Raw genomic sequence first — 25,613 nt, 5'->3', positions numbered from 1 at the left:
GTAGGACAAGAATTCTTTTACCGAAGAATGACTGCCAGCTCACTACAAGAAATTCACAAGATCGAGCGTAGAAGCCATGAACCAAGCGTACGAACCGCTGCGCCTGCACGTTCCCGAACCTTCGGGCCGCCCCGGCTGCAAAACCGACTTCTCCTACCTGCATCTGACTGACGCAGGCTTGGTGCGCAAACCCCCAATCGACGTTGAACCGGCCGACACGGCTGATCTGGCCAAAGGCCTGATTCGCGTGCTCGACGACCAGGGCAATGCCCTCGGTCCATGGGCCGAAGGCGTGCCCGTCGAGATCCTGCGTAAAGGCATGCGCGCCATGCTCAAGACGCGGATTTTCGACAACCGCATGGTGGTCGCCCAGCGTCAGAAAAAAATGTCGTTCTACATGCAAAGCCTTGGCGAAGAAGCCATCGGCAGCGCCCAGGCCCTGGCCTTGAACATCGACGACATGTGCTTCCCCACCTACCGTCAACAAAGCATCCTGATGGCCCGCGAAGTGCCGCTGGTGGACCTGATCTGCCAACTGCTGTCCAACGAGCGCGATCCGCTCAAAGGCCGTCAGCTGCCGATCATGTACTCGGTCAAGGACGCCGGTTTCTTCACCATTTCCGGCAACCTCGCCACTCAATTCGTTCAGGGCGTGGGCTGGGGCATGGCCTCGGCGATCAAGGGCGACACCAAAATCGCCTCGGCCTGGATCGGCGACGGCGCCACCGCTGAATCGGACTTCCACACCGCCCTCACCTTCGCCCACGTCTACCGTGCGCCGGTGATCCTCAACGTGGTCAACAACCAGTGGGCGATCTCGACGTTCCAGGCGATTGCCGGTGGTGAAGCCACCACCTTCGCCGGTCGTGGTGTCGGTTGCGGCATCGCCTCCCTGCGGGTCGATGGCAACGATTTTGTCGCGGTCTACGCCGCCTCTGCCTGGGCCGCCGAACGCGCGCGCCGTAATCTCGGCCCGACCATGATCGAATGGGTCACCTACCGTGCCGGCCCACACTCGACGTCCGATGACCCTTCCAAATACCGTCCTGCCGACGACTGGAGCCACTTCCCGTTGGGCGACCCGATTGCCCGCCTGAAGCAGCACCTGATCAAAATCGGTCAGTGGTCCGAAGAGGAACACGTCGCCGTCAGCGCCGAACTGGAAGCCGAAGTGATCGCCGCGCAGAAAGAAGCCGAGCAATACGGCACCCTCGCCGGCGGCCAGATTCCGAGCGCCGCGACCATGTTCGAAGACGTCTACAAAGAGATGCCGGAGCACTTGAAGCGCCAGCGTCAAGAGTTGGGGATCTGACATGAACGATCACAACAATAAAATCGAGTTGGAAACCGCCATGACCACGACCACCATGACCATGATCCAGGCCCTGCGCTCGGCCATGGATGTGATGCTTGAGCGTGACGACAACGTCGTGGTGTTCGGCCAGGACGTCGGCTACTTCGGCGGCGTGTTCCGTTGCACCGAAGGCCTGCAGAACAAGTACGGCACCTCCCGCGTATTCGACGCACCGATCTCCGAAAGCGGCATCGTCGGCGTCGCTGTGGGCATGGGCGCTTACGGTTTGCGGCCGGTGGCCGAGATCCAGTTCGCCGATTATGTTTACCCGGCGTCGGACCAGATCATTTCCGAAGCCGCCCGCCTGCGTTATCGCTCGGCCGGCGAGTTCACCGCACCGATGACCCTGCGCATGCCATGCGGCGGCGGCATCTACGGTGGCCAGACCCACAGCCAGAGCATCGAGGCGATGTTCACCCAGGTTTGCGGTTTACGCACGGTCATGCCGTCCAACCCTTACGACGCCAAAGGCCTGCTGATCGCCTCCATCGAAAACGATGACCCGGTGATCTTCCTCGAGCCAAAGCGCCTGTACAACGGCCCGTTCGATGGTCACCACGACCGTCCGGTAACCCCGTGGTCGAAACACCCTGCCGCGCAAGTGCCAGACGGTTACTACACCGTGCCGCTCGATGTCGCCGCCATCGCTCGTCCGGGCAAAGACGTGACCATCCTGACCTACGGCACCACGGTTTATGTGTCGCAAGTCGCGGCCGAAGAAACCGGAATCGACGCCGAAGTCATCGACCTGCGCAGCCTGTGGCCGCTGGACCTGGACACCATCGTCAAGTCGGTGAAGAAAACCGGCCGTTGCGTGATCGTTCACGAAGCGACCCGCACCTGCGGTTTCGGCGCCGAACTGGTCGCCCTGGTGCAAGAGCACTGCTTCCACTACCTGGAAGCGCCGATCGAGCGCGTCACCGGTTGGGACACCCCCTACCCGCACGCGCAAGAGTGGGCGTATTTCCCTGGTCCGTCCCGTGTGGGCGCGGCTTTGCATCGGGTTATGGAGGTCTGAATGGGCACGCACGTTATTAAAATGCCGGACATTGGCGAAGGCATTGCAGAAGTTGAATTGTCGGTGTGGCACGTCAAGGTCGGCGACATGGTCGTCGAAGATCAGGTGCTGGCCGATGTCATGACCGACAAGGCGATGGTCGATATTCCATCCCCGGTGCATGGCAAGGTGATTGCGCTGGGCGGACAGCCTGGCGAAGTCATGGCGGTTGGCAGTGTGCTGATCAGCATTGAAGTTGAAGGCGCGGGCAACGTTAAAGAGTCGGCTCAGCCAGTAGCGGTTAAAGAAGCACCCGTTGCAGCGCCGAAAGTTGCAGCCGTTGTTGAAAGCAAACCGGTTGCGGCACCTCGTCCGGCCGCTGCGTGCCAAGGCCCGATGGTTGCTCGTGAAGCCGATGAACGTCCGCTGGCCTCCCCGGCTGTGCGCAAACATGCGCTGGACCTCGGCATTCAATTGCGTCTGGTGCGTGGCAGCGGCCCTGCCGGTCGGGTGCTGCATGAAGACCTCGAAGCGTATCTGGCTCAGGGTCAGTCGAACGCATCGACCGCCACCGCCGCTTACGCCCAGCGCAACGACGAAGAGCAAATCCCGGTGATCGGCATGCGCCGCAAGATCGCCCAGCGCATGCAGGACGCCACCCAGCGTGCTGCTCACTTCAGTTATGTCGAAGAGATCGACGTCACTGCCGTGGAAGAACTGCGCGCTCATTTGAACGAAAAACACGGCGCGACCCGCGGCAAGCTGACCTTGCTGCCGTTCCTGGTCCGCGCGCTGGTCGTGGCTCTGCGCGACTTCCCGCAGATCAACGCCCGTTACGATGACGAAGCGCAAGTCATCACCCGCCTCGGGGCGGTGCATGTGGGCGTCGCCACCCAAGCCGACATCGGTTTGATGGTGCCGGTTGTGCGTCATGCCGAAACCCGCAGCCTGTGGGACAGCGCCACGGAGATCTCCCGTTTGGCGACTGCTGCGCGCACTGGCAAGGCCAGCCGTGACGAGCTGTCCGGCTCGACCATCACCCTGACCAGCCTCGGCGCCTTGGGCGGCATCGTCAGCACCCCGGTGTTGAACCTGCCGGAAGTGGCGATCGTCGGCGTGAACAAAATCGTCGAACGGCCGATGGTCATCAAAGGCCAGATCGTGATCCGCAAGATGATGAACCTCTCCAGCTCCTTCGATCACCGTGTGGTCGATGGCATGGACGCGGCGCAATTCATCCAGGCCATCCGTGGCTTGCTCGAACAACCCGCAACCTTGTTTGTGGACTGATTATTAGTGGAGCAGGCATGCAAACTCTGAACACCACGCTGCTGATTATCGGCGGCGGTCCTGGCGGTTATGTAACGGCGATCCGTGCCGGCCAACTGGGCATCTCGACCATTCTGGTGGAAGGCGAATCGTTGGGCGGCACCTGCCTGAACATCGGCTGCATTCCGTCGAAGGCGTTGATTCACGTCGCCGAACAGTTCCATCAGACGCAACACCACAGCCAACACTCGGCGCTGGGCATCAGCGTGTCGGCGCCCACCCTGGACATCGGCAAGAGTGTCGAGTGGAAGGACGGTATCGTTGATCGCCTGACCACCGGCGTCTCGGCGCTGTTGAAGAAACACAAGGTCCAGGTCATTCAAGGCTGGGCCAAAGTGATTGACGGCAAAACCGTCGAAGTCGGCGACACGCGCATTCAATGCGAGCACCTGGTGCTGGCCACCGGTTCGAAAAGCGTGAACCTGCCGATGCTGCCGATTGGCGGGCCGATCATCTCCTCCACCGAAGCGCTGGCGCCGAAAAGCGTGCCTGAACGGCTGGTCGTGGTCGGTGGCGGTTACATCGGTCTGGAGCTGGGGATTGCCTATCGCAAGCTCGGCGCCGAGGTCAGTGTGGTCGAGGCGCAGGATCGCATCCTGCCGGCCTACGACGCCGAACTGACCCACCCGGTGCATGAGGCACTCAAGCAACTCGGCGTGAAGCTTTACTTGAAGCACAGCGTCGAAGGCTTTGATTCACAAGGCAATACGCTGCAAGTTCGTGACCCGAATGGCGACACCTTGAACCTGGAAACCGATGAGGTACTGGTGGCCGTCGGTCGCAAACCCAACACTCAAGGCTGGAACCTCGAAGCCTTGAACCTGGACATGAACGGTTCGGCGATCAAGATCGACAACCGTTGCCAGACCAGCATGCGCAACGTCTACGCCATCGGCGACTTGAGCGGCGAACCGATGCTCGCTCACCGGGCCATGGCTCAAGGCGAGATGGTTGCCGAGCTGATCAGCGGTAAACACCGCGAATTCAACCCGACCGCCATCGCCGCCGTGTGCTTCACCGACCCGGAACTGGTGGTGGTCGGCAAGACCCCGGACGAGGCCAAGGCTGCGGGGCTGGACTGCATCGTTTCCAGCTTCCCGTTCGCCGCCAATGGCCGGGCGATGACGCTGGAGTCGAAAAGCGGTTTCGTGCGCGTTGTAGCGCGGCGTGACAATCATGTGATTGTGGGTTGGCAGGCGGTGGGTGTGGGCGTGTCGGAGTTGTCGACGGCGTTCGGGCAAAGCCTGGAAATGGGCGCTCGTCTGGAAGACATCGCCGGCACCATCCACGCGCATCCGACGCTCGGTGAGGCGGTACAGGAAGCGGCGTTGCGTGCCCTTGGTCACGCGCTGCATCTGTAACCCAGGGAGATTGATGGCGTAGGTGATGGCCTCTTCGCGAGCAAGCCCGCTCCCACATTGGAATTTGTGGTGTTTGTAGGTGCTGTGGCAACCACAGATCGAATGTGGGAGCGGGCTTGCTCGCGAATTCTCGAGGTCGACATCATTTATATGCCAATCACCCGATAGTCCGGGCTGCGAAATGGGCCCGGAATGAAGTATTGTTGTCCCCATCCAGAAAAATGTCAGAAGCCTTGAACCGTTTCGGCGGTTGTTAAGTGATAGAGGGTGTCATGGGTAACGAAAGCATCAATTGGGACAAGCTGGGTTTTGACTACATCAAGACAGACAAGCGCTATCTGTCGCACTGGCGTAATGGCGAGTGGGACAAAGGCACCCTGACCGAAGACAACGTGCTGCACATCAGCGAAGGCTCCACTGCCCTTCACTATGGCCAGCAGTGCTTCGAAGGCCTGAAGGCCTACCGTTGCAAGGACGGTTCGATCAACCTGTTCCGCCCGGACCAGAACGCCGCACGCATGCAACGCAGCTGCGGTCGCCTGCTGATGCCGCAGGTGTCCACCGAGCAGTTCGTCGAAGCGTGCAAGGAAGTGGTCCGCGCCAACGAGCGTTTCATTCCGCCTTACGGCACTGGCGGCGCGCTGTACCTGCGCCCGTTCGTGATCGGCGTGGGTGACAACATCGGCGTGCGTACCGCGCCCGAGTTCATCTTCTCGATCTTCTGCATCCCGGTCGGCGCCTACTTCAAAGGCGGTTTGACCCCGCACAACTTCCTGATCTCCAGCTACGACCGCGCTGCCCCACAAGGCACCGGTGCGGCCAAGGTCGGTGGTAACTACGCCGCCAGCCTGATGCCGGGCTCCCAGGCCAAGAAGGCGCATTTCGCAGACTGCATCTACCTGGATCCGCTGACCCACACCAAAATCGAAGAAGTCGGCTCGGCCAACTTCTTCGGGATCACCCACGACAACAAGTTCGTCACCCCGAATTCCCCTTCGGTGTTGCCGGGTATCACTCGTCTGTCGTTGATCGAGCTGGCCAAAACCCGTCTGGGCCTGGAAGTGGTCGAAGGTGACGTGTTCATCGACAAGCTGTCCGATTTCAAGGAAGCCGGTGCCTGCGGTACCGCTGCGGTGATCACGCCGATCGGCGGCATCAGCTACAACGACAAACTGCACGTGTTCCACAGCGAAACCGAAGTCGGCCCGGTCACCCAGAAGCTCTACAAAGAGCTGACCGGTGTACAGACCGGCGACGTCGAAGCTCCAGCCGGCTGGATCGTCAAGGTTTGATCTGACGGGGCCTGACCCCAAGCGGCACATAACCCATCCATCGCTTTGGCGTTGGGTGGGTTTTTTATTGCGTTAATTGCAGCTGCTGGAACCTTGCAGTTCTCGTATGCGTTTAAGCATGGTCTCTGGGCAATGTTTTTTCAGGGCTTCCACGTCAATCGGCTTTGAGGGTGAAGCTAAAAATCGAGAAATAGCCTCCTTGTCAAACTCTTCAAAAATATAGAAGCGACTAGGATCATAAAAATACAAATCCTTGACGGCCTTGTTAGTAGTAATTAGTTTTTTGTCAAAAAATGCAGCTTCCAAGGTTCGAAGAGTCAGGCCGGATTGCCCTGGCTGGTTGATCTCTATTAGCACGTCAGCATCAATGACTTGCTGGAGGTTTTCCTCATACGACAATACTGAATCAGTATGATATTTCGTTAGAGGAATGGATGACTCATCCTTCACGATTTGAAATTTAATATTACAACCCAAGCTTTCAAGATCATTAGCCATATTTTCTATCAGGTGAGCGCGACCTTTATCCCTGCCAAGAAAAAAACAAGTGATACGACGGGTAGGCTCCAGCCTTTTTGTATTCAGCTTGCTTGCTGCTTCTGCACTGAAAGGAAAGAACTGCTCGAGGTAGTCGATACCAAATAAACGGCATTGCTCCGGGTCGAAACTGTAGATTCTGTCGAAAATCTTTCTCATTTCATCTACAAAGGGCGCATCAACCAGATCTCTGATCAGAAGGACCTTGACACCTCTGAAGGTGCTAATAACACTAGGGTTCAATCCGCGTTTAACTTGCCCCTCATTACAAACCAATATGTCTTTAGCACTTATAGATTTCCCCGCATTGACCAACTCCCCAAGCCAGGACGTAGAAATATTTAGCGGGATTCTCTTTTGAAGTGTTCTTATAGTACGGTTGATTCTTTTGGCGTAAGCCGGGATGTGGAGTTTATGAACATCATGCTTTTCAGCAAGACCATCGATCATAATTTGCTCGTACCGAGCTTTCCAGCCTAAAAAAAACACTCTCATATCATATTTCCCAGGTGTTAAATTGCTGGTCATCTAACGAAGTCAGGATGTTTAAAAAATCAAACACGTAATGACCTACATAGAAAACCACAACCAAAAATAATCGCACCCAGAACAAAATAGTTAATTCCCGTTCGTTTTCACGAACGCGAAAATAGCATCATTCTACTGGCCGTCGCTATAAGAAAGCTGATCCCTGAGCTCCTGAAATTGGCTCACCGAGCCTGCATGGCACATGGCCACGCAGCAAGGAGTTTGACACAGCACCCTCCAATTGTTGAAGTCAGCCTTGCGAATTTGACAGTATATTCTGACACTGCACGCCAGTATTTCCCAAACCTTCAGCCTTCAAGGTAAGCGTTGGGGGCAAATAGTTGCATCGGATCAAATCAGCGTCCCGCTCGATTCGTCACTAAACTTGCCGCGTGCAACAGCCTCAACAGGTGCCTCAAAAGCATGAACAGACTCTGGCGAAAGTATCTGGCCTTACTCGACACCGACTTCACCACGCAAGTGTTCGACAACATCAAAAACCTGCTGGTGTGCGCCCTGCTGTTCGCGGCGGGCACCAACGTACTGGATCGCGAGCATCACCTGTTCATGGGGTTACTTGCTTCGAATCTGGCGGGTTGGGGGCTGATTCTGGTGTCAGCGGTGCTGATGTTGCTGAGTGTCAGTGACGGCCTGCGCCGGCTGTCCAAGTTGCCGTATCACACGGCGTTTCAGATTATTTTGTTTCTGATTTACCTGGTTTTGGCAGTGCGCGTGGTGGAGATTGTCTGGGTTTTCAGGGCGTAGCAGTCACAGCACGAGGTGTTTGCCAAAGTAGCTCATCCTGAGCAATGCGGGCAAACAACCACTCCACAAACACCCGTGTTTGCACCGTCGCGTCCGGCGCAACCCCGTAGTAATAACGCGGCAATGGCACGCGCAACTCGGACAATGGGCAGATCAGCTGCCCACTCAAAAGATGAGTGCCCAGCAAAGAGGTCGGGCACAAGGCAATGCCCTGCCCCTCCACGGCGGCCTGAAGCACCAGGTGCATGTGATCGAACTGCCGGGTGACCTGAGTGGCTGACAAACTTTGACCAAAGTGCATGGCCCAATGGTGCCAGTCTTCGCGACGTGCCTTGGCGGTCAGTAGCGCGTGGTTGCTCAGCGAAGTGAGGTCTTCAAGTGGCAAGCGTTCGATCAGCGATGGCGCCGCGACCAGCAAGAGTTCGTCTTCGAACAGCGCTCGCGCCTCAATCGCCGGCGCCCAGTCGTCACGACCACGACGAATGACGATATCGAACCCGTCGCGAGCCTGATCGGGTGCCTGGGTTTGCGTGATCACCTGCGGCTTGATGTCCGGGTGCAGCGCGATGAAATCCCCCAGCCTGGGCGTCAGCCAAAGCACGGCAAAGGACGGACGTACATTGATCTTCACGGTAGGCAGCGCGGCATGTTGCTTGAGCGCAGCGGCAGCGTCGGCGATCTGCGCCAGCCCGGCGCTGACCTGCTCATAAAAACGCTGGCCGGCCGGCGTCAGCACCGATTGGCGGATGCGCCGCTCGAACAGCAGCACGCCCAGGTATTCCTCAAGCAATTTGATGTGCCGGCTGACGGCACTGTGGCTGACATGCAGCTCTTCGGCCGCCAGCCTGAAGCTCTGATGACGAGCAGCAACGGCGAAGGCGCGAACAGCATTAAGAGGCGGTAGTTGATTTTTCATGCGTCTAATTTAGTCACCTATGCGCTTTAATTAAAGCGTTTGTCACGCCCCCGTCGTCACGCCAATCTGCCAGCACGCAGCCAGCGGCACTTGACGGAGCAAGACATGAACAACTACGGACTCTTTATACTTTTCGCCACCCTGACCATTTTGAGCCCGGGGCCTGGCGTGGTCCTGACCCTGTCCAACGCGGTGCGTCACGGCTGGACGGGAGCGGTGCCGGGCATTCTGGGGATTGCGTCGGGGGCGTTCGTCGTCGCCGCCATCAGCGCCACCAGTGTGGGCCTGATACTCAGCACCTCCGCGAACGCCTTTACCGCGCTGAAATACGCCGGGGCCGCCTATTTGTTGTACCTGGGCTACAAAAGCTGGCGCTCGGATCGTTTCAGTACGCTGCTTGAAACGCGCCCTTCAAGCCCTGGTTATCGCTTCCTCGAAGCGGCTTCGCTGCAGCTGTTGAACCCCAAGGCAGTGTTTTTCTTTCTGGCGGTGTTCCCGCAATTCATCGACACCTCGGCGCACTTCTACGCCCAGTTCTTCAAACTGGTCGCCTCCTATGCCGTACTGGTGATTCTGGTGCATGGCAGCTATGCCTTGCTCGCCAATGCCGCCAAAGGCTGGTTGTCGAGCCCGAAGGGTTCCTGGGTGGCGGCGAAAGTCTCGGGCGTGACCTTCGCCGGCTTTGGCGTGCTCATGGCCTCGGCCAGTCGCTAAGCCACAGGCCTTGCGATCGCGCGGCGCCTGTTCTCGGTGGACGCGGGTTGTGCTGTCGTCACCTGAACCGGCAGCTCAACGGCGAACCGGCTACTGAGTTCCCTGCGCCCCACCGCCGTCAACGCCAATGCCCGGCTGTCCAGGTCCTGCGTCACCCATTTGCGTTTGATCGCCGTTTGCAGCAACGCCGCGCCCAAGGCACCGCCCAGGTGCGGCCGTCGCATGCTCCAGTCCAGGCACGGGCAGGCGAAGCGGCGGCGTAAGGTGCCGAGGTCTTTGACATCAATCCCCAATGCTGCGAACAACGCTTCGCCGCTGTCGCTCAGTTGATAAGCCTGCTCATCGGTTTCCAGCAACCACCCCGCTTCGATCATCCGGTCATGCAGCAACACCGCCAACGTACCGGCCATGTGGTCGTAGCAGGTGCGGGCGAATTGCAGGCGGTCGGGGGTGCGCGGGTTGAACGTCGGCGCCGCGTTCTGGCCGATCACCATCAGCGCTTCCAGGGCCTGGGCCACGCGCTTGTCCGCGAGGCTGTAATAGCGGTGGCGGCCTTGAACGTGCAAACGCACCAGCGCCAGTTCCTTGAGCTTGGCCAGGTGAGCACTGGCGGTGGAGGCGCTGACTTCGGCAATCGCCGCCAGTTCGGTGCTGGTGCGGGCGTGGCCGTCCATCAACGAACAGAGAATTTTCGTCCGGGCAGGTTCCGCGATTGCGGCAGCTACTTGAGAGACGCCGATGTCGTGTTGTTCTGCGTTCATATTTCGCTCCCGGACGAATCGTCGTCTTTTCGAGTTGGAGATAGTAGCAACACTTTCCAACCACCGATAAGGCTGCGACCCATGGACCCGATCATCGCTGCGACTCATGCCGATCCATACCCCTACTACGCACAACTGCGCGCCGAGGGCGGACTGGTTTTTCATCAAGGACTGAAACTGTGGATGGCCAGTAGCGCCCGAGCCGTTGCCGCCGTGCTGGCGCATCCGGATTGCCATGTCCGGCCGTCCCATGAGCCGGTGCCCAAAGCGATTGCTCAAGGCTCGGCCGGCAAGGTGTTTGGTCAGCTGATGCGGATGAACGAGGGCGAACGGCAGCGTTGCCCGAGGGCGGCGATTGAGCCGGGGCTGGCGTTGATTGACGTGAACGAGGTCAATGCGTTGGTCGGCGCCCGGTTGATTACCCCGGGCGCCGATGGGTTGTACGCGGCGATGTTTCGCGGGCCGGTCTGCGTGGTGGCGGCATTGCTGGGGTTTTCCCCGGCTCAGGGCCGGGCCATCAGCGAACTGACCGCCGACTTCGTCGCCTGTTTGTCTCCTCTCAGCGATCAAGCGCAACTGAACGCCGCACATGCCGCGGCGGAACAGCTGAAGGGTTATGTCATCGAGCATCTGGACGACCCGAGCAACCGAAGCGCCCTGCTCGCCGGTATCCGGCAGCGTTTCGCGGCGACATCGACCGATTCTGAAATCTTGATCGCCAACCTGATTGGATTGTTCTCCCAGACCCATGAAGCCACTGCCGGGCTGATCGGTAATGCGCTATTGGCGTTGATCCGAAACCCACAGTTGGATTCGACTCATGTTGATGACCTGATCGCTGAAGTCCAACGCTTCGACCCGTCGGTACAAAACACCCGCCGCTTCATCGCCGCACCGTGTGAAATCGACGGCGTGAGCCTGAACCCCGGCGACGTTATCCTGGTGCTGCTGGCCTCGGCCAATCGCGATCCGCAGCTTAATGATGATCCCGATACGTTTTTGCTCGATCGCCCGAACCGTCGCAGCTTCACTTTCGGCGGCGGCCGTCATCAATGCCCGGGGCAGGTTCTGGCCCTTCATATCGCCAGTGCCACGCTGACTGAGATCCTGGCGATGAAACCTGCCTTGGACTGTTTGACCTGGCACTACAGCCCTTCCCTGAACGGGCGCATTCCGCTCTTTGCCTAGGGCACACCTCAAGCGTGGCGATGTTCGACCGTCAGATGGGACAACTCATGAACCGGTGCCAGACGCTCGCGAATGGCATCGGCACTGACACCCGCCGCGGCCACGACGCTGACAATCGCTGCCCGCGCTTGGGGGCCGACCTGCCAGACGTGAAGGTCATTGATGCGAACATCGTCCGTTGATTCGAGCAGCTCACGAATTTCGGCGGCGACGTGTTCGTCGGTGGTATCCAGCAACACCGCGGCGCTGTCGCGCATCAAGCCATAAGCCCATCTCGCGATCACGATGGCGCCGACGATCCCCATCACCGGGTCCAGCCAGACCCAGCCCAGGTAGCGCCCGGCCAACAATGCCACGATAGCCAGCACCGAGGTCAACGCATCGGCCAGTACATGCAAATATGCCGAACGCAGGTTGTTGTCGTGATGATGAGCGTGGGCATGACTGTGATCGTGATGATCATGGCCGTGATGCCCGTGGTTGCCCGCCAGTAGAAACGCACTGACGATGTTCACCCCCAGCCCCACCACCGCAATCACCGTCGCTTCGGTGAAGGCCACGGTGGTCGGTTGAAACAGCCGCACGATGGATTCGCCAGCGATGCCGATCGACACCAGGCCCAGCACTATGGCTGAAGCAAAACCCGCCAGGTCCCCGACTTTGCCGGTACCGAAACTGAAGCGTGAATTGTTGGCATGCCGCCGGGCAAAACCATAGGCCGCCGCAGCAATGCCCAAGGCCCCGGCGTGGGTCGCCATATGAAAACCGTCCGCCAGCAGGGCCATGGAACCGGTGATGTAACCGGCGGCAATTTCGCCAATCATCATAACGAAGGTCAGCGCCACCACCCACAACGTGCGGCGGGCATTGGCATCGTGGGCAGCGCCCAGAAACAGGTGGTCGTGGGTAAAACGCGAAGCTTGAGGTTGTAGTGTCATGAGTCTGACCTCTATTTCGAATAACGGCGGATGGCTTGCAGCAAGTCTTCAACGCCTTCGGCGCGTGCTTCATCGCTGAGTCCGGGACGCGCCACATGTTCACGGGCGTGGGCGTCGATGAACTGGTCCATCAGACCATTGACCGCACCGCGGATCGCCGCGACCAGGTGTAGGGTTTTGGCGCATTCGGCGTCAGACTCCAGTGCCCGTTCTACCGCCTGAACCTGTCCGGCAATGCGCCGGACACGGTTGAGCAAGTCTTCTTTGTGTTCGTGGATGTGTGACATACGTATACCCCCTACCCCTATATAGTGCATGGTTACCGATATAGCCGGGGTTAGCAAGTCAGGTTGACCCGCGTCATCGTTCTTCGCGAGCAAGCCCGCTCCCACACTTGATCATCGATGTTCACAAAATTTGTGACCGGCACAATCCCCTGTGGGAGCGGGCTTGCTCGCGAAGGCGGCATGACAAACGATGCATCATTTGCGGCATGCGCAACAGGCTACATCGCCTTGCGTCATTGCCTACAACTACGCCAGAATCCGCCGGCTTGTGCGCCTTGGGGCCCGTCGGTAACTTGAATCCCGTCACTGATCGTCAGTGATCGGGTTTAGTCGCTCGGTAGTTCTCAAAGCAGCACGCACTCCGTTCAGTCAGGTATTCACATGCCTGCGCTCAATGGCAGCTGTGCGCAGGGCACCTTCGGGTGCGCCGGTAAAGCTTTGGTACCCGGTCGACTAACCTGCCTACAGCTGCCACCCCCTTCGTTTAGTCGCGAGGAGGTTGCAGCATCAATTAAGGTACCTAAGCGATGTTCAAACACACTCCAAATCCCCCTGATTCAGAAGCCGAATCGGTTTCACCCAAGACCCCACGCAAACCCAGCACAATGTTCGTCGTCGCCCCCGACATGGATACCGAAAGCTTGCTGGCCAATGCCTGCGAATCACTGGCATCAGCCAGTGTCATGGTCAGTGACTTTGCAAACCTCCTGGAAGGCCCGAATCGGAACACAATGCTGGGGATTCAGCAGGTCATCATGCTGGGCGAACTGGCCGTGAACCGGGCGCTGGACAATATCGATCCGCGGGAATAGCCAATCTAGCCTTCAGCAAAAAAATGGTGTTGGAATGGGCATTTGTGGCAAGGGGGCTTGCCCCCTTTCGGCTGCGCAGCAGTCGAAAAAAATCGGCATGCGGTCAGTCTGAGAACCGCGATGATTGGATTTGGGGTCGCTGCGCAACCCAACGGGGGCAAGCCCCCTCGCCACGGATAACCAAAACCCCGCCATCTCTGCGTACATAGATGGCGGGTTTTTCCGTTTCAGTTCAGCACATAGCGACAAGCGCCATTTGTAACAACGGCCAGAGTTTCAGACCAGTCCTACATCTATCAAATGCCCTTTGATATAGCGTCCGCATCGTTTTCAAAAGATGAAACAAGGACGCTCATGGCTCGCAAAACAGACATACCTCGGGTTCAAAACCCACCATCGGGCGACGGGCACCACATCACCAGCCGCTACATGACCGCCACCGAACTGACAGAGCGCGACGCCAGACAAAAATCCTATGACGACATATTGGCCCGACAGCAGGCATATGAAGATCGTTTTGTCAGGCAGCCTCAACAGCTGGGTCAATCCAGCTCCGTGGGTTGCGTGTTCGCCAAAAGCTGCAACCTCCCCGAAGGCGTAATCAACCACGGCAGCCCAGCCGGGTTCGTCCCTGTCGAGAAACTGACCGACTACGGAAAATTCTCCCTGCTGGGTGGCCGCGAAAGGGATGCGGCGGGAAACATCCCACTCAAAAAAATCAGTGGCAGCGCGTTACCTGCTGCACTGGGAACGCTTCTTCTGGGCGGGGTTGGTGCTGCTGGTACTGGGACGGGTGCTGCTGGCGCAGGCATAGTGACGGCTGGTATTGCAGCTGGAGCCTTGGCCGGAATGGTTGCATTGCTGTGGCCGTCGAGCTTGGGCGACAGCGCCCTGTACACAGAAGAACAGCTCAAATCGCTCAAGGAAGGCCGTACACGGGTTCGACTGCATGTCGAGCAACAAGCTGATGGCACCTTGAAGGGTTATGGGTACAACACCCAGAAGCGCCGTGACTGGGAAATAATTCCTGTAGTCCGGTTCAAGAGTCAGGGTTCTCAGCAGGTGGCTGACTTTGGTAATGGGATAACCCTGATATGGACGCCAGCGGTTGACCCATCCAGCACCTCAGGGACTCCTCCGCTAGAGGCCGCCCCACAAGCACCTCAGATCTGGATTTATCCGCCCACCGAACAGGCAGATAACATCATCGTCAACCCGATCTACCCGCCTGAGTACAAGGATTTCATTCTTGTATTTCCGGCTGATTCCGGTGTGCAGCCGCTGTATGTTGTGGTTTCAAGATCTGCTGGCGGCGGTGATATAAAGTACCACCGGCCGCCGTTGACATTGTCTGCATTTCCAGATGCCCTTCCTGTTAAATCAAAAAGCAGTGTTCAAGGCGGGGGGAGTAAGCGCAGCCGATGGAAAGACCGAAAGGGGCGAATATATGAATGGGACAGTAAGACAGGCGCAATAGAGAAGTATGACAGTCAAGGTAAGCATCTTGGCGAGTTCAACCACGAAACAGGTGAACAGATAGATCCCGCCAAACCAGGCAGAACCACCCCGAAATAAATTAAGAGGCTATTTATGTTTTTATGGATTAGTGGTTTTTTAAAAGGTGATGACGAAGATGATTCCTTAAAATACGACCTCACAGTTCGACCTGAGTTTGAAGTCGCGGTAATGGGTGTTCTTGGGTGGAAAAATCTTGATGAAAGCGCGGATGGAGAATGGTTACTAACCGGCGAGCAAATCCAACAAATCGCCATAGCTCTCAATGAGCAGTTACCGACTGAACTGGACCTCTTCATAGGGGTGCGGGAGTAGGTGCAACTGAGATGGGAGTTAAAAAGTGAGCTTTCTCTACCAAGATCCATCAATGAGCCAGGAGGAAGCGACGAGGCTTCTAGCATGCGGCCAGTCTGGAAAACCGCAATGGCTGGATTTGGGTCGCTGAGCAACCCAACGGGGGCAAGCCCCCTCGCCACAGCAAGCTCCCTCGCCACAGATAGCAAAAAACCCGCTGTCTCCTCACAGAGACAGCGGGTTTCGTCATTTCAGCCCACACGCCAATCAATCATCCCGCGTCAGCACTTCCAGCAATTCGATCTCGAAAATCAAATTCGAATTCGGCGTGATCGCGCCCATCGTCCGCTCGCCATAAGCCAGATGCGCCGGCACCAGCAGCTTGCGTTTGCCACCAACCTGCATGCCCATGATTCCCTGATCCCAGCCCTTGATCACCCGCCCCGTGCCAATCACGCACTGAAAAGGTTTACCCCGACTGTAGGAAGAATCGAATTCAGTGCCGTCTTCCAGCCACCCGCGATATTGGGTAGTGATCAGCGCGCCTTTGACAGCGGCTTTGCCGTCGCCCACTTCAAGGTCGATGACCTGCAACTCATCATTCATCACATTCACTCTTTTGCGCGCTTGCCCGAACAGGGCTTCATGGGCGTCGTTTTCCCAGAAATACGGGCGATTGGCAACTTATTCAGTTAGACCCCGCTCGGCGCCCTTACCAGAGGGCAATATCGTAGGTGAAATAGATCCGGTTGCTGTCACGTCCGCGCGCGAAGTCCGCACGGTAGACGTAGTTGCGCAGCTTCACGCCAACGCCCTTGAACGTGCCACTCTGGACCACATAGGCCAGCTCCGTGTCGCGTTCGGACTCTTTGATGTTGGTATCAGAGTTGCCATCGTTGCCTTTGAGATAACGGGTCATGAACGTCAGCCCGGGCACGCCCAACGGCGCAAAGTCGTAAGCGTAACTGAGCATCCAGGTCTTCTCGTCCTCCTCGATGAACTTGCCGATGCCTGCGTTGCTGAACGAGTACACCGTCGCACCGCTGATGTACGGCAGCCCGGCGTCACCGCTGAGTTGTTGGTAACCGCCACCCAAGGTGTGCCCCGCCACCGCGTAGGACAACTGGCCGCTGAGCATGTCGTTATCGATTTTCGAGGCGTAGGCACGGCCCGCATCCTTGCTGTTGAAATAGCGCAGGTCACCGGTCAACACCCCGGGACCCAACGGCAGATCGTGCTGGATGCCGGCAAAATTCTGCCGATAGAAGTTTTCCAGCTCGCCGTAGAAGTAATTCAGACGCGTGTGCTTGCCGAGTTTGTAGTCACCACCGGCGTAGGTGAAATCGCCACCTTTGTCGCCTGAATAACCGTCAGGAACGATCGACACGCTGTCGGTGGAATCGCGCAGTTTGAATCGGTCCAGATGGCCGCCGGTCAGGGTCAGGTTCTCGATGTCGGTACTGGTGACTTGCCCCCCCTCGTAGGTTTGCGGCAGCAAGCGCGCATCGTTGTAGATCAGTACCGGATTTTTGGGCAGCAAAGTGCCGTACTTGAGGGTGGTCTTGGCCAGTTTGACCTTGGCCGCCGCCCCGGCACTGGCAAACTCATCGGCGGCACGGCCGTCATCGTGCACCGGCAGCAGACCGGTGCCACTGCGGCCACGCCCGGAATCGAGTTTGACACCCAGCAGGCCCAATGCGTCGACCCCGAAACCGATAGTGCCGGGGGTGAACCCCGACTGGAAATCCAGCAGGAAACCCTGGGCCCACTCGGTGCGCTCACTTTTGGCGGTTCTGGCTGAACGCGCACTCAAGCCATGCTCATCGCGAAAGTTTTCGTTGATATAGACGTTACGCAGTTGCAACTTCAACTTGCTGTCGTCGATGAAATCACTCGCACCGGCAGTGGCCATCGGCAACACACCCAGAAGAGGAAGAAGAGCCCCGCGAGTCAGAAAGTGGGTCATGTCGAACTACTCATATTATTGTTTTATGGATGCACGTGACCGCGCGTCCGTCATCGGGCGCGTGGAGTTCTATCAAGGCGAGTCGGGGGTGAATCAGGCGAACAGCGTCAAGGCCCCGGTCAGCAGGGCTAAAGCTGTGACCACCAGGGAAGTGAGCACCGCCCATTTGAAGGTGGCGCGCTGGAAGTCGCCAAGGTCGCGATCGACCATCCCCACCAGCAACAGGGTCGAGGCCACCAGCGGGCTCATCAAGTGCACCGGCTGGCCAAGAATCGACGCCCGGGCGATTTCCACCGGATCGATCCCGTAGGCCGCCGCCGCGTTGGCGAGGATCGGTACCACACCGAAGTAATAGGCATCGTTGGACAGTACGAAGGTCAACGGCATGCTGGTGATCGCCACCACCAGCGGGAACAGGTGCCCCCAGGACGGTGGAATCCAGTCCACCAGAGTTTGCGCCAGGGCGTCGACCATTTTGGTTCCGGAGAAAATCCCGGCGAAGATACCCGCCGCAAACACCAGCAGGACTACCGTCATGGCGTTGCCGGAGTGCGCGAGGATGCGCTCTTTTTGAATGTTCAGTTGCGGGTAGTTGATCATCAGCGCCAGCACGAAGCCAATCAGAAACAGGATTGCCGAGTGCATGAGTCCCATCACCAGCGCGACCATCACCGCCGTCACCAGCAACAGGTTGACGTAGGCCAGTTTCGGGCGTTTGTGCGGCGTGTCCTCAAGAATCGCCTTGATATAGCAATCACTCCCGCCGCTTTGCAGCTGGACGTTGCCAATGCGTTTACGCTCGGCGCGGCCCAGCAGGAACGCAGTGAATACCACCCACGCAGCGCCGCCGATCATGGTCGGCAACAACGGCACAAAGTACGCCCCGGCATCCAGCCCCAACGCGGCAATCGCCCGGGTCGCCGGGCCGCCCCAAGGGGTCATGCCGCTCATGATGCTCAACGACAGCATGGAAACGGTCGCCAAAATCATCGGGTTCATCCCAATGCGCTTGTACAACGGCAACATTGCCGCGCAGGTGATCATGTAAGTGGTAGTGCCGTCACCGTCCAGGGCGACAGTCAACGACAGCAGCGCGGTGCCGACCGCGATTTTCATCGGGTCGCCGTTGACCCGTTTGAGAATCTTGCGGATCAGTGGATCGAACAACCCCGAGTCGATCATCAAACCGAAAAACAGAATCGCGAACAGCAGCAGTGCCGCCGACGGTGCGACCATCTTCAGGCCGTCGAGCATCATTTTTCCGGTGGTCCCACCAAAGCCACCGATCACCGCAAAGACAATCGGAACAACGGTCAACGCAACGATGGGTGACAGACGCTTGGTCATGATCAGGAACGTGAACACAACCACCATGGCCAAGCCGAGTAAGGCGAGCATAGGGCAACTCTCTTGTTGTTATGGAATGCGTGGCCGACGCGCAGGCGAACGACCCCGAACTTTCTGATGCAAAACTGCGGTGACTACGCGGGAAAACTACCCGGCGAACCGTTGGGAAACCGGGGCATACACAAAGCCGGAAAACAGCCTTCGAGCGGTACGAACAACAGAGGCGCGGATAGTCTTACCGTTCTTACCGGTGTAGGACAATACGACATCGATGCCGCCGCTCGGATGCTCGATTCGCACCTGTTGCAGACGCGGCCCGCCGGTATTGCCGAGCATCTGCGCGACCACACTGCCTTCGCTGACACACGCCGTGGCAATACCGATGGAACCGGTGATGGCCAACGCACGGTGGCAGTTGTGTGGCATGAAATAGCGAACCTGCAACGTGCCACCGGCCACCGCCTTGGATACCAGCACAGGCTTGGGGATGACTTTGTCGCTGACGTCGCCCAGGCCCATGGCCATACCGGCCTGCAGCCGCAGGGCTTCGAGGCGCTGCAGAAAGTCTTTGTCGGCGTCCAGCTCGGTTGGCGTTTCGTCGCCACGTTTGCCCAGGTGACGCGCCTCGATGATCATCATCGGCATGGCCATGTCGATGCAGGTCACTGGAATGTCATCGAACCAGTCCTGGACGCTGCCTGTTGGAAACAGCTTGCCGGTCTTGCTGCCAGCGGCGTCGAGGAATGTCAGTTGAACCGGTGCCGCGCTGCCAGGCACGCCATCGATGGCGGTGTCGCCTTCATAGCTGACCTTACCGTCTGGCGTCTGTACGTCAGAGGTGACGAAGGTGCCGGTGTTGAGGTTGCGAATCCGCACGCGGGTCAGCTCGCCGGCCGCCTTGACCAGGCCTTGCTCGATGGCAAACGGTCCGACCGCGCAAAGCATATTGCCGCAATTGGGGGCGGTATCCACCCGACGCTGGGACACCATGACCTGGACGAACAAGTAATCAACATCGGCATCGGGATGTAACGAAGGGCTGACGATGGCGACCTTGCTGGTTTGCGGGCTGCCACCGCCGATGCCGTCGATCTCCAGTTCATGACCGGAGCCCATCACCGAGAGCAACAGCTCATCGCGTTCTTGAATCGATACCGGCAGATCCCAAGCAAGAAATACCGGCCCCTTTGAGGTACCACCGCGCATCAGCACACAAGGAATTCGTTGCATGACTACTAACTCTTGTTAATCAATCGAGGTAATTGATGTCTTGGAAACAAGAGTGACAGGGAAATAATTGTGTTTCCAATGCAAAGATCAGAGCAATTATTGCGTTTCACAAAAGAAAGTTTTACCGTGATTCAGCGCCCTCCTCGACGAGATAGAACATGGAATATGAACTTCAGGACATCCGATCTTTCGTGAAAATCGCCGAACTGGGGAGTTTTCATGAGGCTGCCGATGCCCTGCATCTGTCACAACCGGCGTTGAGTCGGCGGATAAAAAAACTTGAGGAGGGTTTGGGGACCATGTTGCTCGACCGAACCACGCGCAAGGTCAGCCTGACCAGTGTCGGCCGCGACTTCCTGCCCAAGGCTCGCCGATTGCTGGATGACTTCGACGATTCGATCCTGAACATCCGGGAGTTGGCCGAACGGCAAATCGGTCAGGTGACCCTTGCCTGCATTCCAACCGCTGCGTTTTACTTCCTGCCGTCGGTGATTCGTCTTTATAACGAACGCTACCCGAAAATCCGCATCCGTTTGCTCGACCTCAGCGCCAATGAAGGGCTCGAAGCGGTGTTGCGGGGGGAAGCCGATTTCGGCATCAACATGATGAGCGGCCAGCACCCGGACATCGAATTCGTTTCACTGGTCAACGAGCCCTTTGTCCTTGCCTGCCGCCGTGACCATGAACTGGCCGGGCGGACGTCTGTGACCTGGTCAGAATTGAGCGATTACCGGTTGATCGGGGTCGGGCGCCTGAGCGGCAACCGCATGATCCTGGACCACGCCTTGTCGGGCCTGAGTTGGCGTCCGCAGTGGTTCTATGAGGTGCAGCATTTGTCCACCTCGCTGGGCATGGTCGAAGCCGGTCTGGGAGTTTCCGCGATGCCGAGCCTCGCCATGCCAACGGCGGATCACCCGACGCTGGTGAGCATTCCGCTCACCGATCCTGTAGTGAACCGGACACTCGGCCTGGTGTACCGTCGGGGCGCATCGTTATCGCCGGCGGCGGAGAAGTTCGTTTCGATCCTGCTAGAACAATGGCCCCACTAAACCGTAAATTCTCAGCAACCTCCTTGCTGACTGAAAGGACGCCAGCCTTTATCCTGACGCCCCGCTGAAAATCGGGCGAGCGCCGCTCTCGCCTGCCACACCCTGGAGTTTCGCCATGCCCCACGAAGGCAACCTGTTGCAAGCCGCTGTCGTCTTTTTATTCGCGGCGGTGCTCACCGTCCCCTTGGCCAAGCGCCTGCAACTGGGGGCTGTATTGGGTTATCTGTTTGCCGGGGTGATCATCGGGCCGTCGGTGTTGGGCTTGATCGGTAATCCGCAAAGCGTCAGCCACATATCCGAGCTCGGGGTGGTGTTGTTGCTGTTCATCATCGGCCTTGAGCTGTCGCCGCGACGTTTGTGGGTGATGCGCAAATCGGTGTTTGGCGTTGGCCTGGCGCAAGTGCTGTTGACCGGTTCGGTGATTGGTGTGCTGGCGTTGTTCGTGTTCGGCCAATCCCTGAATAGCGCCATCGTGTTGGGCCTGGGCCTGGCGTTGTCGTCCACTGCATTTGGTTTGCAAAGCCTGGCCGAGCGCAAAGAACTGACCAGCCCTCACGGACGGTTGGCGTTCGCGATTTTGCTGTTCCAGGACATCGCCGCGATCCCGCTGATCGCGATGGTGCCGCTGCTGGCCGGCGGCGACCACACCAGCAGTGCCGCCGAAGATCTGAACCATGGCTTGCGGGTGCTAGGCAGTATTGCGGTGGTGGTGATTGGCGGGCGGTATTTGCTGCGACCGGTGTTTCGCGTGGTGGCCAAGACTGGCTTGCCGGAGGTGTCCACCGCCACCGCATTGCTGGTGGTGATCGGTACAGCGTGGCTGATGGACCTGGTTGGCGTGTCCATGGCACTCGGTGCATTCCTCGCTGGTTTGCTGCTGGCGGATTCCGAATATCGCCACGAACTGGAAGCGCAGATCGAGCCGTTCAAGGGGCTACTGCTGGGGCTGTTTTTCATCAGCGTCGGCATGGGCGCCAATTTGAGTTTGCTGCTCAGTGCGCCAATTGCGGTGCTGGGGCTGACCGTGCTGCTGATCGCCATCAAGCTGCCGTTGCTGTTTGTGGTCGGCCGACTGGCCGGGGGCCTGGGCAAGGTCAATGCGATTCGCTTGGGCATCGTGCTGGCGGCCGGTGGTGAGTTTGCCTTTGTGGTGTTCAAGATCGGCCGGGATCAGGGCTTGTTCGAGCCGCGTCTGTACGACTTGCTGGTGCTGACCATCACCCTGTCGATGGCGCTGACACCGCTGTTGTTGCTGGCCTGCGCACGACTGGTCAAACCCAAGGTTCAACCGGTGGAGGTGCCGGAGAAATTTCGTGAAATCGATACCGACACACCACGCGTGGTGATTGCCGGCATGGGCCGTATGGGGCAGATCGTAGCGCGGATTCTGCGGGCGCAGAACATCAAGTTCGTCGCCCTCGACACGTCGGTGGAAACCATCGAACTGTCGCGCAGCTTCGGCGGCGTTCCGGTGTTCTACGGCGACCCGATGCGCCCGGAAATCCTCAGCGCCGCCAAGGTCGAGCAAGCGGAGTTTTTCGTGATTGCCACCGATGATCCGGAGACCAATATCAAGACGGCCGAGGTGGTACACAAGCTCTATCCGCACATCAAAATCATCGCCCGCGCCCGAAACCGTCAGCATGTGCACCGGTTGGTGGACGTCGGGGCTCAGGCGGTGCGGGAAACCTATTACTCCAGCCTGGAAATGACCCGGCGGACCTTAGTCGGACTGGGTCTGACGCAGGCCCAGGCGGATGCGCGGATCAAGCGCTTTACCCATCACGATGAACAGGTGCTGGAGGCCCAGCATGCGGTGTATGACGATGCGGCCAAGGTGATGCAGACCGCACAGGAATCGCGGGCGGAATTGGCAAAATTGTTTGAGTCGGATCAGTTGGAAGAGGAAGCGGGTAAGATTTGAGGCGGTTGTGAGGGCCTCTTCGCGAGCAAGCCCGCTCCCACATTGACCGAGCCAGCCACAAGCTTTGCGGCCAACATAGATCCAATGTGGGAGCGGGCTTGCTCGCGAAGAACGATAACGCGGTAAACGGAATTTCCAAGGAACTCACCATGGCTGACCAGACCTCCCCCGCCCTGAAGGAAATCTTCAACGCCGAACGCCTCGCGCACATCGCCACCGAGATGACGGCGGTCTACCCCGGCTTCGATGCCAAGGCCTTCCTGAAACTGACCAAAACCGGCCTGGCGGATTTGTCAGTCATGCAACGCATGGCACGCGTCAGCGAATGCCTGCACGCGGTGTTGCTGCTCGGTTATGAAGAATCCCTCGACATTTTGCGCGCCCTCGCCCCGCGCCTGAACAGCGCCTTCGTCAGCATGTTTTTGCCGCACTACGTCGCGAAATATGGCGCTCACACGTTCGATCTGTCGATGGACGCGCTCAAATATTTCACGACCTTCGGCTCATCAGAATTCGCCATCCGGCATTTTTTGCGCAGCGATATCGAACGCTCGTTGGCGCTGATGCACGATTGGTCGCTGGATGAAAACGAACACGTCCGGCGCCTGGCCAGCGAAGGCAGCCGACCGCGCCTGCCCTGGTCGTTCCGCCTGGAACCGGTCCAGGCCAACCCGACACTGGCGGCTGCGATCCTCGACAACCTCAAGGCCGACGACAGCCTCTACGTGCGCAAATCCGTGGCCAACCACCTCAATGACATCACCAAGGATCATCCCGAGTGGGTGCTGGCGCTGATCGAGGGCTGGTCGCTGGAAAACAAGCACACAGCGTGGATCGCCAGACACGCCCTGCGCAGTTTGATCAAACAGGGTAACCAGCGGGCGCTGGCAATTATTGGCGCGGGGGGCAAGCCCGAGGTTGAAATCATTGATGTGAAGATCGAACCAGCGGTGATTCGTCTGGGGGAGAAAATCACCCTGTCCTTCACGGTGAAATCCACGGTCCCGGAGAGTCAGCGACTGGTGATTGACTATGCGATTGATTACGTCAAAGCCAATGGCAGCACATCGGCGAAGGTGTTCAAGCTCAAGGCGACGACGCTGCCCGGCAAAGCCACCGAATCCATTGCACGTAGCCAGCACATCAAAGAACTCACCACCCGAAAGCATTACCTGGGCTTGCACGCCGTGCACGTTCTGGTCAACGGCGAACGGCTGGCCAGCACGGCATTCGAAATCCTCGCCTGAGCGCCACAGCCTTCGCTTGAAATACGGTCCCTGTAGGAGCGAGGCTTGCCCGCGAAGGCGTTAGGTCTGGCATACCGCGTTATCGTTCTTCGCGGGCAAGCCTCGCTCCTACAATGGGAATGCAGCCCACACCTACTCAGGCGTATTAATGTGATCCAGAACCCGGTTCGCGGTGATCTCCGCCATCATGATGCTGTTTGAAATGCCCAGCAGCGCGTGCCGCGACTCACCTTCCAGATGATCCACCAACTGATGGACCATCACATCAACCGAGGCCAGCGTCTCGACCAAAAAAACCGCCAGGGTTTCGGTAGTCGCCTCTGGGTCCACGGCAAATAGCTTGCTGGGTTTACGCGCGGTGGCTTTGATGTCGGCATTCGACGGGAAGTGGAAGTCGAGGGCGCGTTTGGCGGCCTCATTGAGTTCTTTTGAATCGGGTTCATACGGGGATATCGGATCGGTGTCCGGCGGATTTGGCGTAGGTTTGATCATGAAGAAACTCCTGATTGTTCATTAGGAGCTACCCGCATCACTTGCAGATGATGGGTGGCAGCTATGTGCGGGTCTGCAAGACCGGGAAACCAGGAACCCGGCAGATCCGAAGATCTCCCGCACAAAGCCGCCATTTCGCGGACATAAACGAGCGTCCTTTGGCAGGGCTATGCGACTGGTATTCCGGCGGGCTTGCAGACCCGATCACTGATGAGCAGTGACAGGAATCAAGTTACCGAGCGACCCCTAGACGCACAAGCCGGCGGATTCTGTCTTACGTGTAGGGGGTGGCGCAAGGCGTTGTAGCCCTTAGGTGGTAACTGCAAGCTTCATTTAAACGATCGCGATTTTTCTTGTTTAAATGGGCTGTAGGCTAGGTTGGTCAACTCGCCAAATAATACGCAACCAAAGCATTGGCATGGCCATGTCCCATACCGTGTTCAGCCTTCAGCCAGGCCACCATTTCCATATGTTTCTTACCGCTCACTGTTCCAAGCAGATCCAGCCAGTGGCTGATGGGCTGGCCATATTTTTTCTCGATTGACGGGAAGTACGACGCCGGGCCTTTCACTTTTGTGTCGTCGGTCATGCGGCAAGCTCCTTTGTTCGCGGCGGAGTATCGGTGGACGCTCCTTGTCTTCATCCCACGAATTGAAGGCCAGGACGGCTGCGCTGTCCAGCGGGAACCATTTTGGAAATGAATCCGACACTCTCCCAAGATCAAAAGATCGCAGCCTTCGGCAGCTCCTACACCTATCCCTGTAGGAGCT

Annotated in this window: 25 protein-coding genes; 14 read left to right on the top strand and 11 right to left on the bottom strand. The window is 58.2% G+C overall.

The window, feature by feature from the left end:
• Positions 1-76: 76 nt before the first annotated feature.
• The 5 genes from F6R97_RS28330 to F6R97_RS28310 all read left to right on the top strand — a co-directional run bounded on the left by F6R97_RS28330 (position 77) and on the right by F6R97_RS28310 (position 6,333).
• Positions 77-1,312 carry a 3-methyl-2-oxobutanoate dehydrogenase (2-methylpropanoyl-transferring) subunit alpha gene (locus tag F6R97_RS28330; protein ID WP_008005369.1) on the top strand — a complete coding sequence of 412 codons (1,236 nt, stop codon included), beginning with the start codon at positions 77-79 and terminating at the stop codon, positions 1,310-1,312.
• A 1-nt stretch (position 1,313) separates the two neighbouring features.
• Positions 1,314-2,372 carry an alpha-ketoacid dehydrogenase subunit beta gene (locus F6R97_RS28325; RefSeq protein WP_007895121.1) on the top strand — a complete coding sequence of 353 codons (1,059 nt, stop codon included), beginning with the start codon at positions 1,314-1,316 and terminating at the stop codon, positions 2,370-2,372.
• Positions 2,373-3,641, top strand: coding sequence for a dihydrolipoamide acetyltransferase family protein (locus tag F6R97_RS28320; RefSeq protein ID WP_038984197.1), 1,269 nt, complete (start codon positions 2,373-2,375; stop codon positions 3,639-3,641).
• Between the two features lie 17 nt (positions 3,642-3,658).
• Complete coding sequence (gene lpdA, locus F6R97_RS28315; protein ID WP_315867472.1) at positions 3,659-5,041, top strand: dihydrolipoyl dehydrogenase; 1,383 nt, start codon at positions 3,659-3,661, stop codon at positions 5,039-5,041.
• A gap of 272 nt (positions 5,042-5,313) precedes the next feature.
• Positions 5,314-6,333, top strand: a complete 1,020-nt coding sequence (locus tag F6R97_RS28310) for a branched-chain amino acid aminotransferase (RefSeq protein WP_038984199.1) — start codon at positions 5,314-5,316, stop codon at positions 6,331-6,333.
• A 72-nt stretch (positions 6,334-6,405) separates the two neighbouring features.
• Here F6R97_RS28310 and F6R97_RS28305 read toward each other — a convergent pair whose 3' ends face one another.
• Positions 6,406-7,398 carry a hypothetical protein gene (locus F6R97_RS28305; protein WP_315867471.1) on the bottom strand — a complete coding sequence of 331 codons (993 nt, stop codon included), beginning with the start codon at positions 7,396-7,398 and terminating at the stop codon, positions 6,406-6,408.
• A gap of 423 nt (positions 7,399-7,821) precedes the next feature.
• On the opposite strand from F6R97_RS28305, the gene F6R97_RS28300 reads away from it, so the two are divergent.
• Positions 7,822-8,163, top strand: a complete 342-nt coding sequence (locus F6R97_RS28300; protein ID WP_038984201.1) for a hypothetical protein — start codon at positions 7,822-7,824, stop codon at positions 8,161-8,163.
• Here F6R97_RS28300 and F6R97_RS28295 read toward each other — a convergent pair.
• Entirely contained in the window at positions 8,153-9,079 is a 927-nt protein-coding gene (locus F6R97_RS28295) for a LysR substrate-binding domain-containing protein (protein WP_315867470.1), read from the bottom strand. The two genes, F6R97_RS28300 and F6R97_RS28295, sit on opposite strands and share 11 nt — an antisense overlap.
• Positions 9,080-9,184: 105 nt before the next feature.
• Here F6R97_RS28295 and F6R97_RS28290 point away from each other — a divergent pair, with 105 nt between their 5' ends.
• Entirely contained in the window at positions 9,185-9,793 is a 609-nt protein-coding gene (locus tag F6R97_RS28290) for a LysE family translocator (protein ID WP_038984203.1), read from the top strand.
• Here F6R97_RS28290 and F6R97_RS28285 read toward each other — a convergent pair.
• Positions 9,790-10,554 (bottom strand): helix-turn-helix domain-containing protein, encoded by a 765-nt coding sequence (locus F6R97_RS28285; RefSeq protein WP_315867469.1) that lies wholly within the window; start codon positions 10,552-10,554, stop codon positions 9,790-9,792. The two genes, F6R97_RS28290 and F6R97_RS28285, sit on opposite strands and share 4 nt — an antisense overlap.
• An 81-nt stretch (positions 10,555-10,635) precedes the next feature.
• On the opposite strand from F6R97_RS28285, the gene F6R97_RS28280 reads away from it, so the two are divergent.
• Positions 10,636-11,742 (top strand): cytochrome P450, encoded by a 1,107-nt coding sequence (locus F6R97_RS28280; protein WP_315867468.1) that lies wholly within the window; start codon positions 10,636-10,638, stop codon positions 11,740-11,742.
• 8 nt (positions 11,743-11,750) lie between these two features.
• On the opposite strand, the gene dmeF is transcribed toward F6R97_RS28280, so the two are convergent.
• Both dmeF and F6R97_RS28270 read right to left on the bottom strand, forming a co-directional pair.
• Complete coding sequence (dmeF, locus tag F6R97_RS28275) at positions 11,751-12,680, bottom strand: CDF family Co(II)/Ni(II) efflux transporter DmeF (RefSeq protein WP_315867467.1); 930 nt, start codon at positions 12,678-12,680, stop codon at positions 11,751-11,753.
• Positions 12,681-12,691: 11 nt separating this feature from the next.
• Positions 12,692-12,967 carry a metal/formaldehyde-sensitive transcriptional repressor gene (locus F6R97_RS28270; RefSeq protein ID WP_038984207.1) on the bottom strand — a complete coding sequence of 92 codons (276 nt, stop codon included), beginning with the start codon at positions 12,965-12,967 and terminating at the stop codon, positions 12,692-12,694.
• A 527-nt stretch (positions 12,968-13,494) separates the two neighbouring features.
• On the opposite strand from F6R97_RS28270, the gene F6R97_RS28265 reads away from it, so the two are divergent.
• The 3 genes from F6R97_RS28265 (at position 13,495) to F6R97_RS28255 (ending at position 15,609) form a co-directional block, all read left to right on the top strand.
• A complete protein-coding gene (locus tag F6R97_RS28265) occupies positions 13,495-13,779 on the top strand; it encodes a DUF6124 family protein (RefSeq protein WP_038984208.1) in 285 nt (94 codons plus the stop codon).
• Positions 13,780-14,133: 354 nt separating this feature from the next.
• Positions 14,134-15,354, top strand: a complete 1,221-nt coding sequence (locus F6R97_RS28260) for a colicin E3/pyocin S6 family cytotoxin (protein WP_050681638.1) — start codon at positions 14,134-14,136, stop codon at positions 15,352-15,354.
• A gap of 15 nt (positions 15,355-15,369) precedes the next feature.
• On the top strand, positions 15,370-15,609 hold the full coding sequence (locus tag F6R97_RS28255) for a pyocin S6 family toxin immunity protein (RefSeq protein ID WP_038984209.1): 240 nt from the start codon (positions 15,370-15,372) through the stop codon (positions 15,607-15,609).
• Between the two features lie 246 nt (positions 15,610-15,855).
• Here the strand turns inward: F6R97_RS28255 and F6R97_RS28250 are convergent, their stop codons facing one another.
• From F6R97_RS28250 to F6R97_RS28235, 4 genes are all read right to left on the bottom strand, one after another.
• Entirely contained in the window at positions 15,856-16,194 is a 339-nt protein-coding gene (locus tag F6R97_RS28250; protein WP_007895103.1) for an FKBP-type peptidyl-prolyl cis-trans isomerase, read from the bottom strand.
• 106 nt (positions 16,195-16,300) lie between these two features.
• Positions 16,301-17,554, bottom strand: coding sequence for an OprD family porin (locus F6R97_RS28245; protein WP_315867466.1), 1,254 nt, complete (start codon positions 17,552-17,554; stop codon positions 16,301-16,303).
• 93 nt (positions 17,555-17,647) lie between these two features.
• Complete coding sequence (locus F6R97_RS28240) at positions 17,648-18,952, bottom strand: CitMHS family transporter (RefSeq protein WP_038984211.1); 1,305 nt, start codon at positions 18,950-18,952, stop codon at positions 17,648-17,650.
• 96 nt (positions 18,953-19,048) lie between these two features.
• Positions 19,049-20,131, bottom strand: coding sequence for a 4-oxalomesaconate tautomerase (locus tag F6R97_RS28235; RefSeq protein ID WP_048394706.1), 1,083 nt, complete (start codon positions 20,129-20,131; stop codon positions 19,049-19,051).
• A gap of 158 nt (positions 20,132-20,289) precedes the next feature.
• Between F6R97_RS28235 and F6R97_RS28230 the strand changes: the two genes are divergently transcribed.
• From F6R97_RS28230 to F6R97_RS28220, 3 genes are all read left to right on the top strand, one after another.
• Positions 20,290-21,180 (top strand): LysR family transcriptional regulator, encoded by an 891-nt coding sequence (locus F6R97_RS28230; RefSeq protein WP_048394708.1) that lies wholly within the window; start codon positions 20,290-20,292, stop codon positions 21,178-21,180.
• A 115-nt stretch (positions 21,181-21,295) separates the two neighbouring features.
• Positions 21,296-23,104: a monovalent cation:proton antiporter-2 (CPA2) family protein gene (locus F6R97_RS28225; protein ID WP_315867465.1), complete on the top strand. Its 1,809-nt coding sequence runs from the start codon at positions 21,296-21,298 to the stop codon at positions 23,102-23,104.
• Between the two features lie 149 nt (positions 23,105-23,253).
• Entirely contained in the window at positions 23,254-24,351 is a 1,098-nt protein-coding gene (locus F6R97_RS28220; RefSeq protein ID WP_315867464.1) for a DNA alkylation repair protein, read from the top strand.
• Between the two features lie 132 nt (positions 24,352-24,483).
• On the opposite strand, the gene F6R97_RS28215 is transcribed toward F6R97_RS28220, so the two are convergent.
• Positions 24,484-24,843: a DUF6124 family protein gene (locus F6R97_RS28215; protein WP_038984216.1), complete on the bottom strand. Its 360-nt coding sequence runs from the start codon at positions 24,841-24,843 to the stop codon at positions 24,484-24,486.
• Between the two features lie 382 nt (positions 24,844-25,225).
• Positions 25,226-25,432 (bottom strand): DUF4287 domain-containing protein, encoded by a 207-nt coding sequence (locus tag F6R97_RS28210; RefSeq protein WP_050681634.1) that lies wholly within the window; start codon positions 25,430-25,432, stop codon positions 25,226-25,228.
• Between the last annotated feature and the right edge of the window lie 181 nt (positions 25,433-25,613).

This window comes from Pseudomonas sp. JV414 (assembly GCF_032424305.1).
Lineage (GTDB): Bacteria > Pseudomonadota > Gammaproteobacteria > Pseudomonadales > Pseudomonadaceae > Aquipseudomonas > Aquipseudomonas lini.
This window is presented reverse-complemented; position numbering and strand designations above follow the sequence as displayed.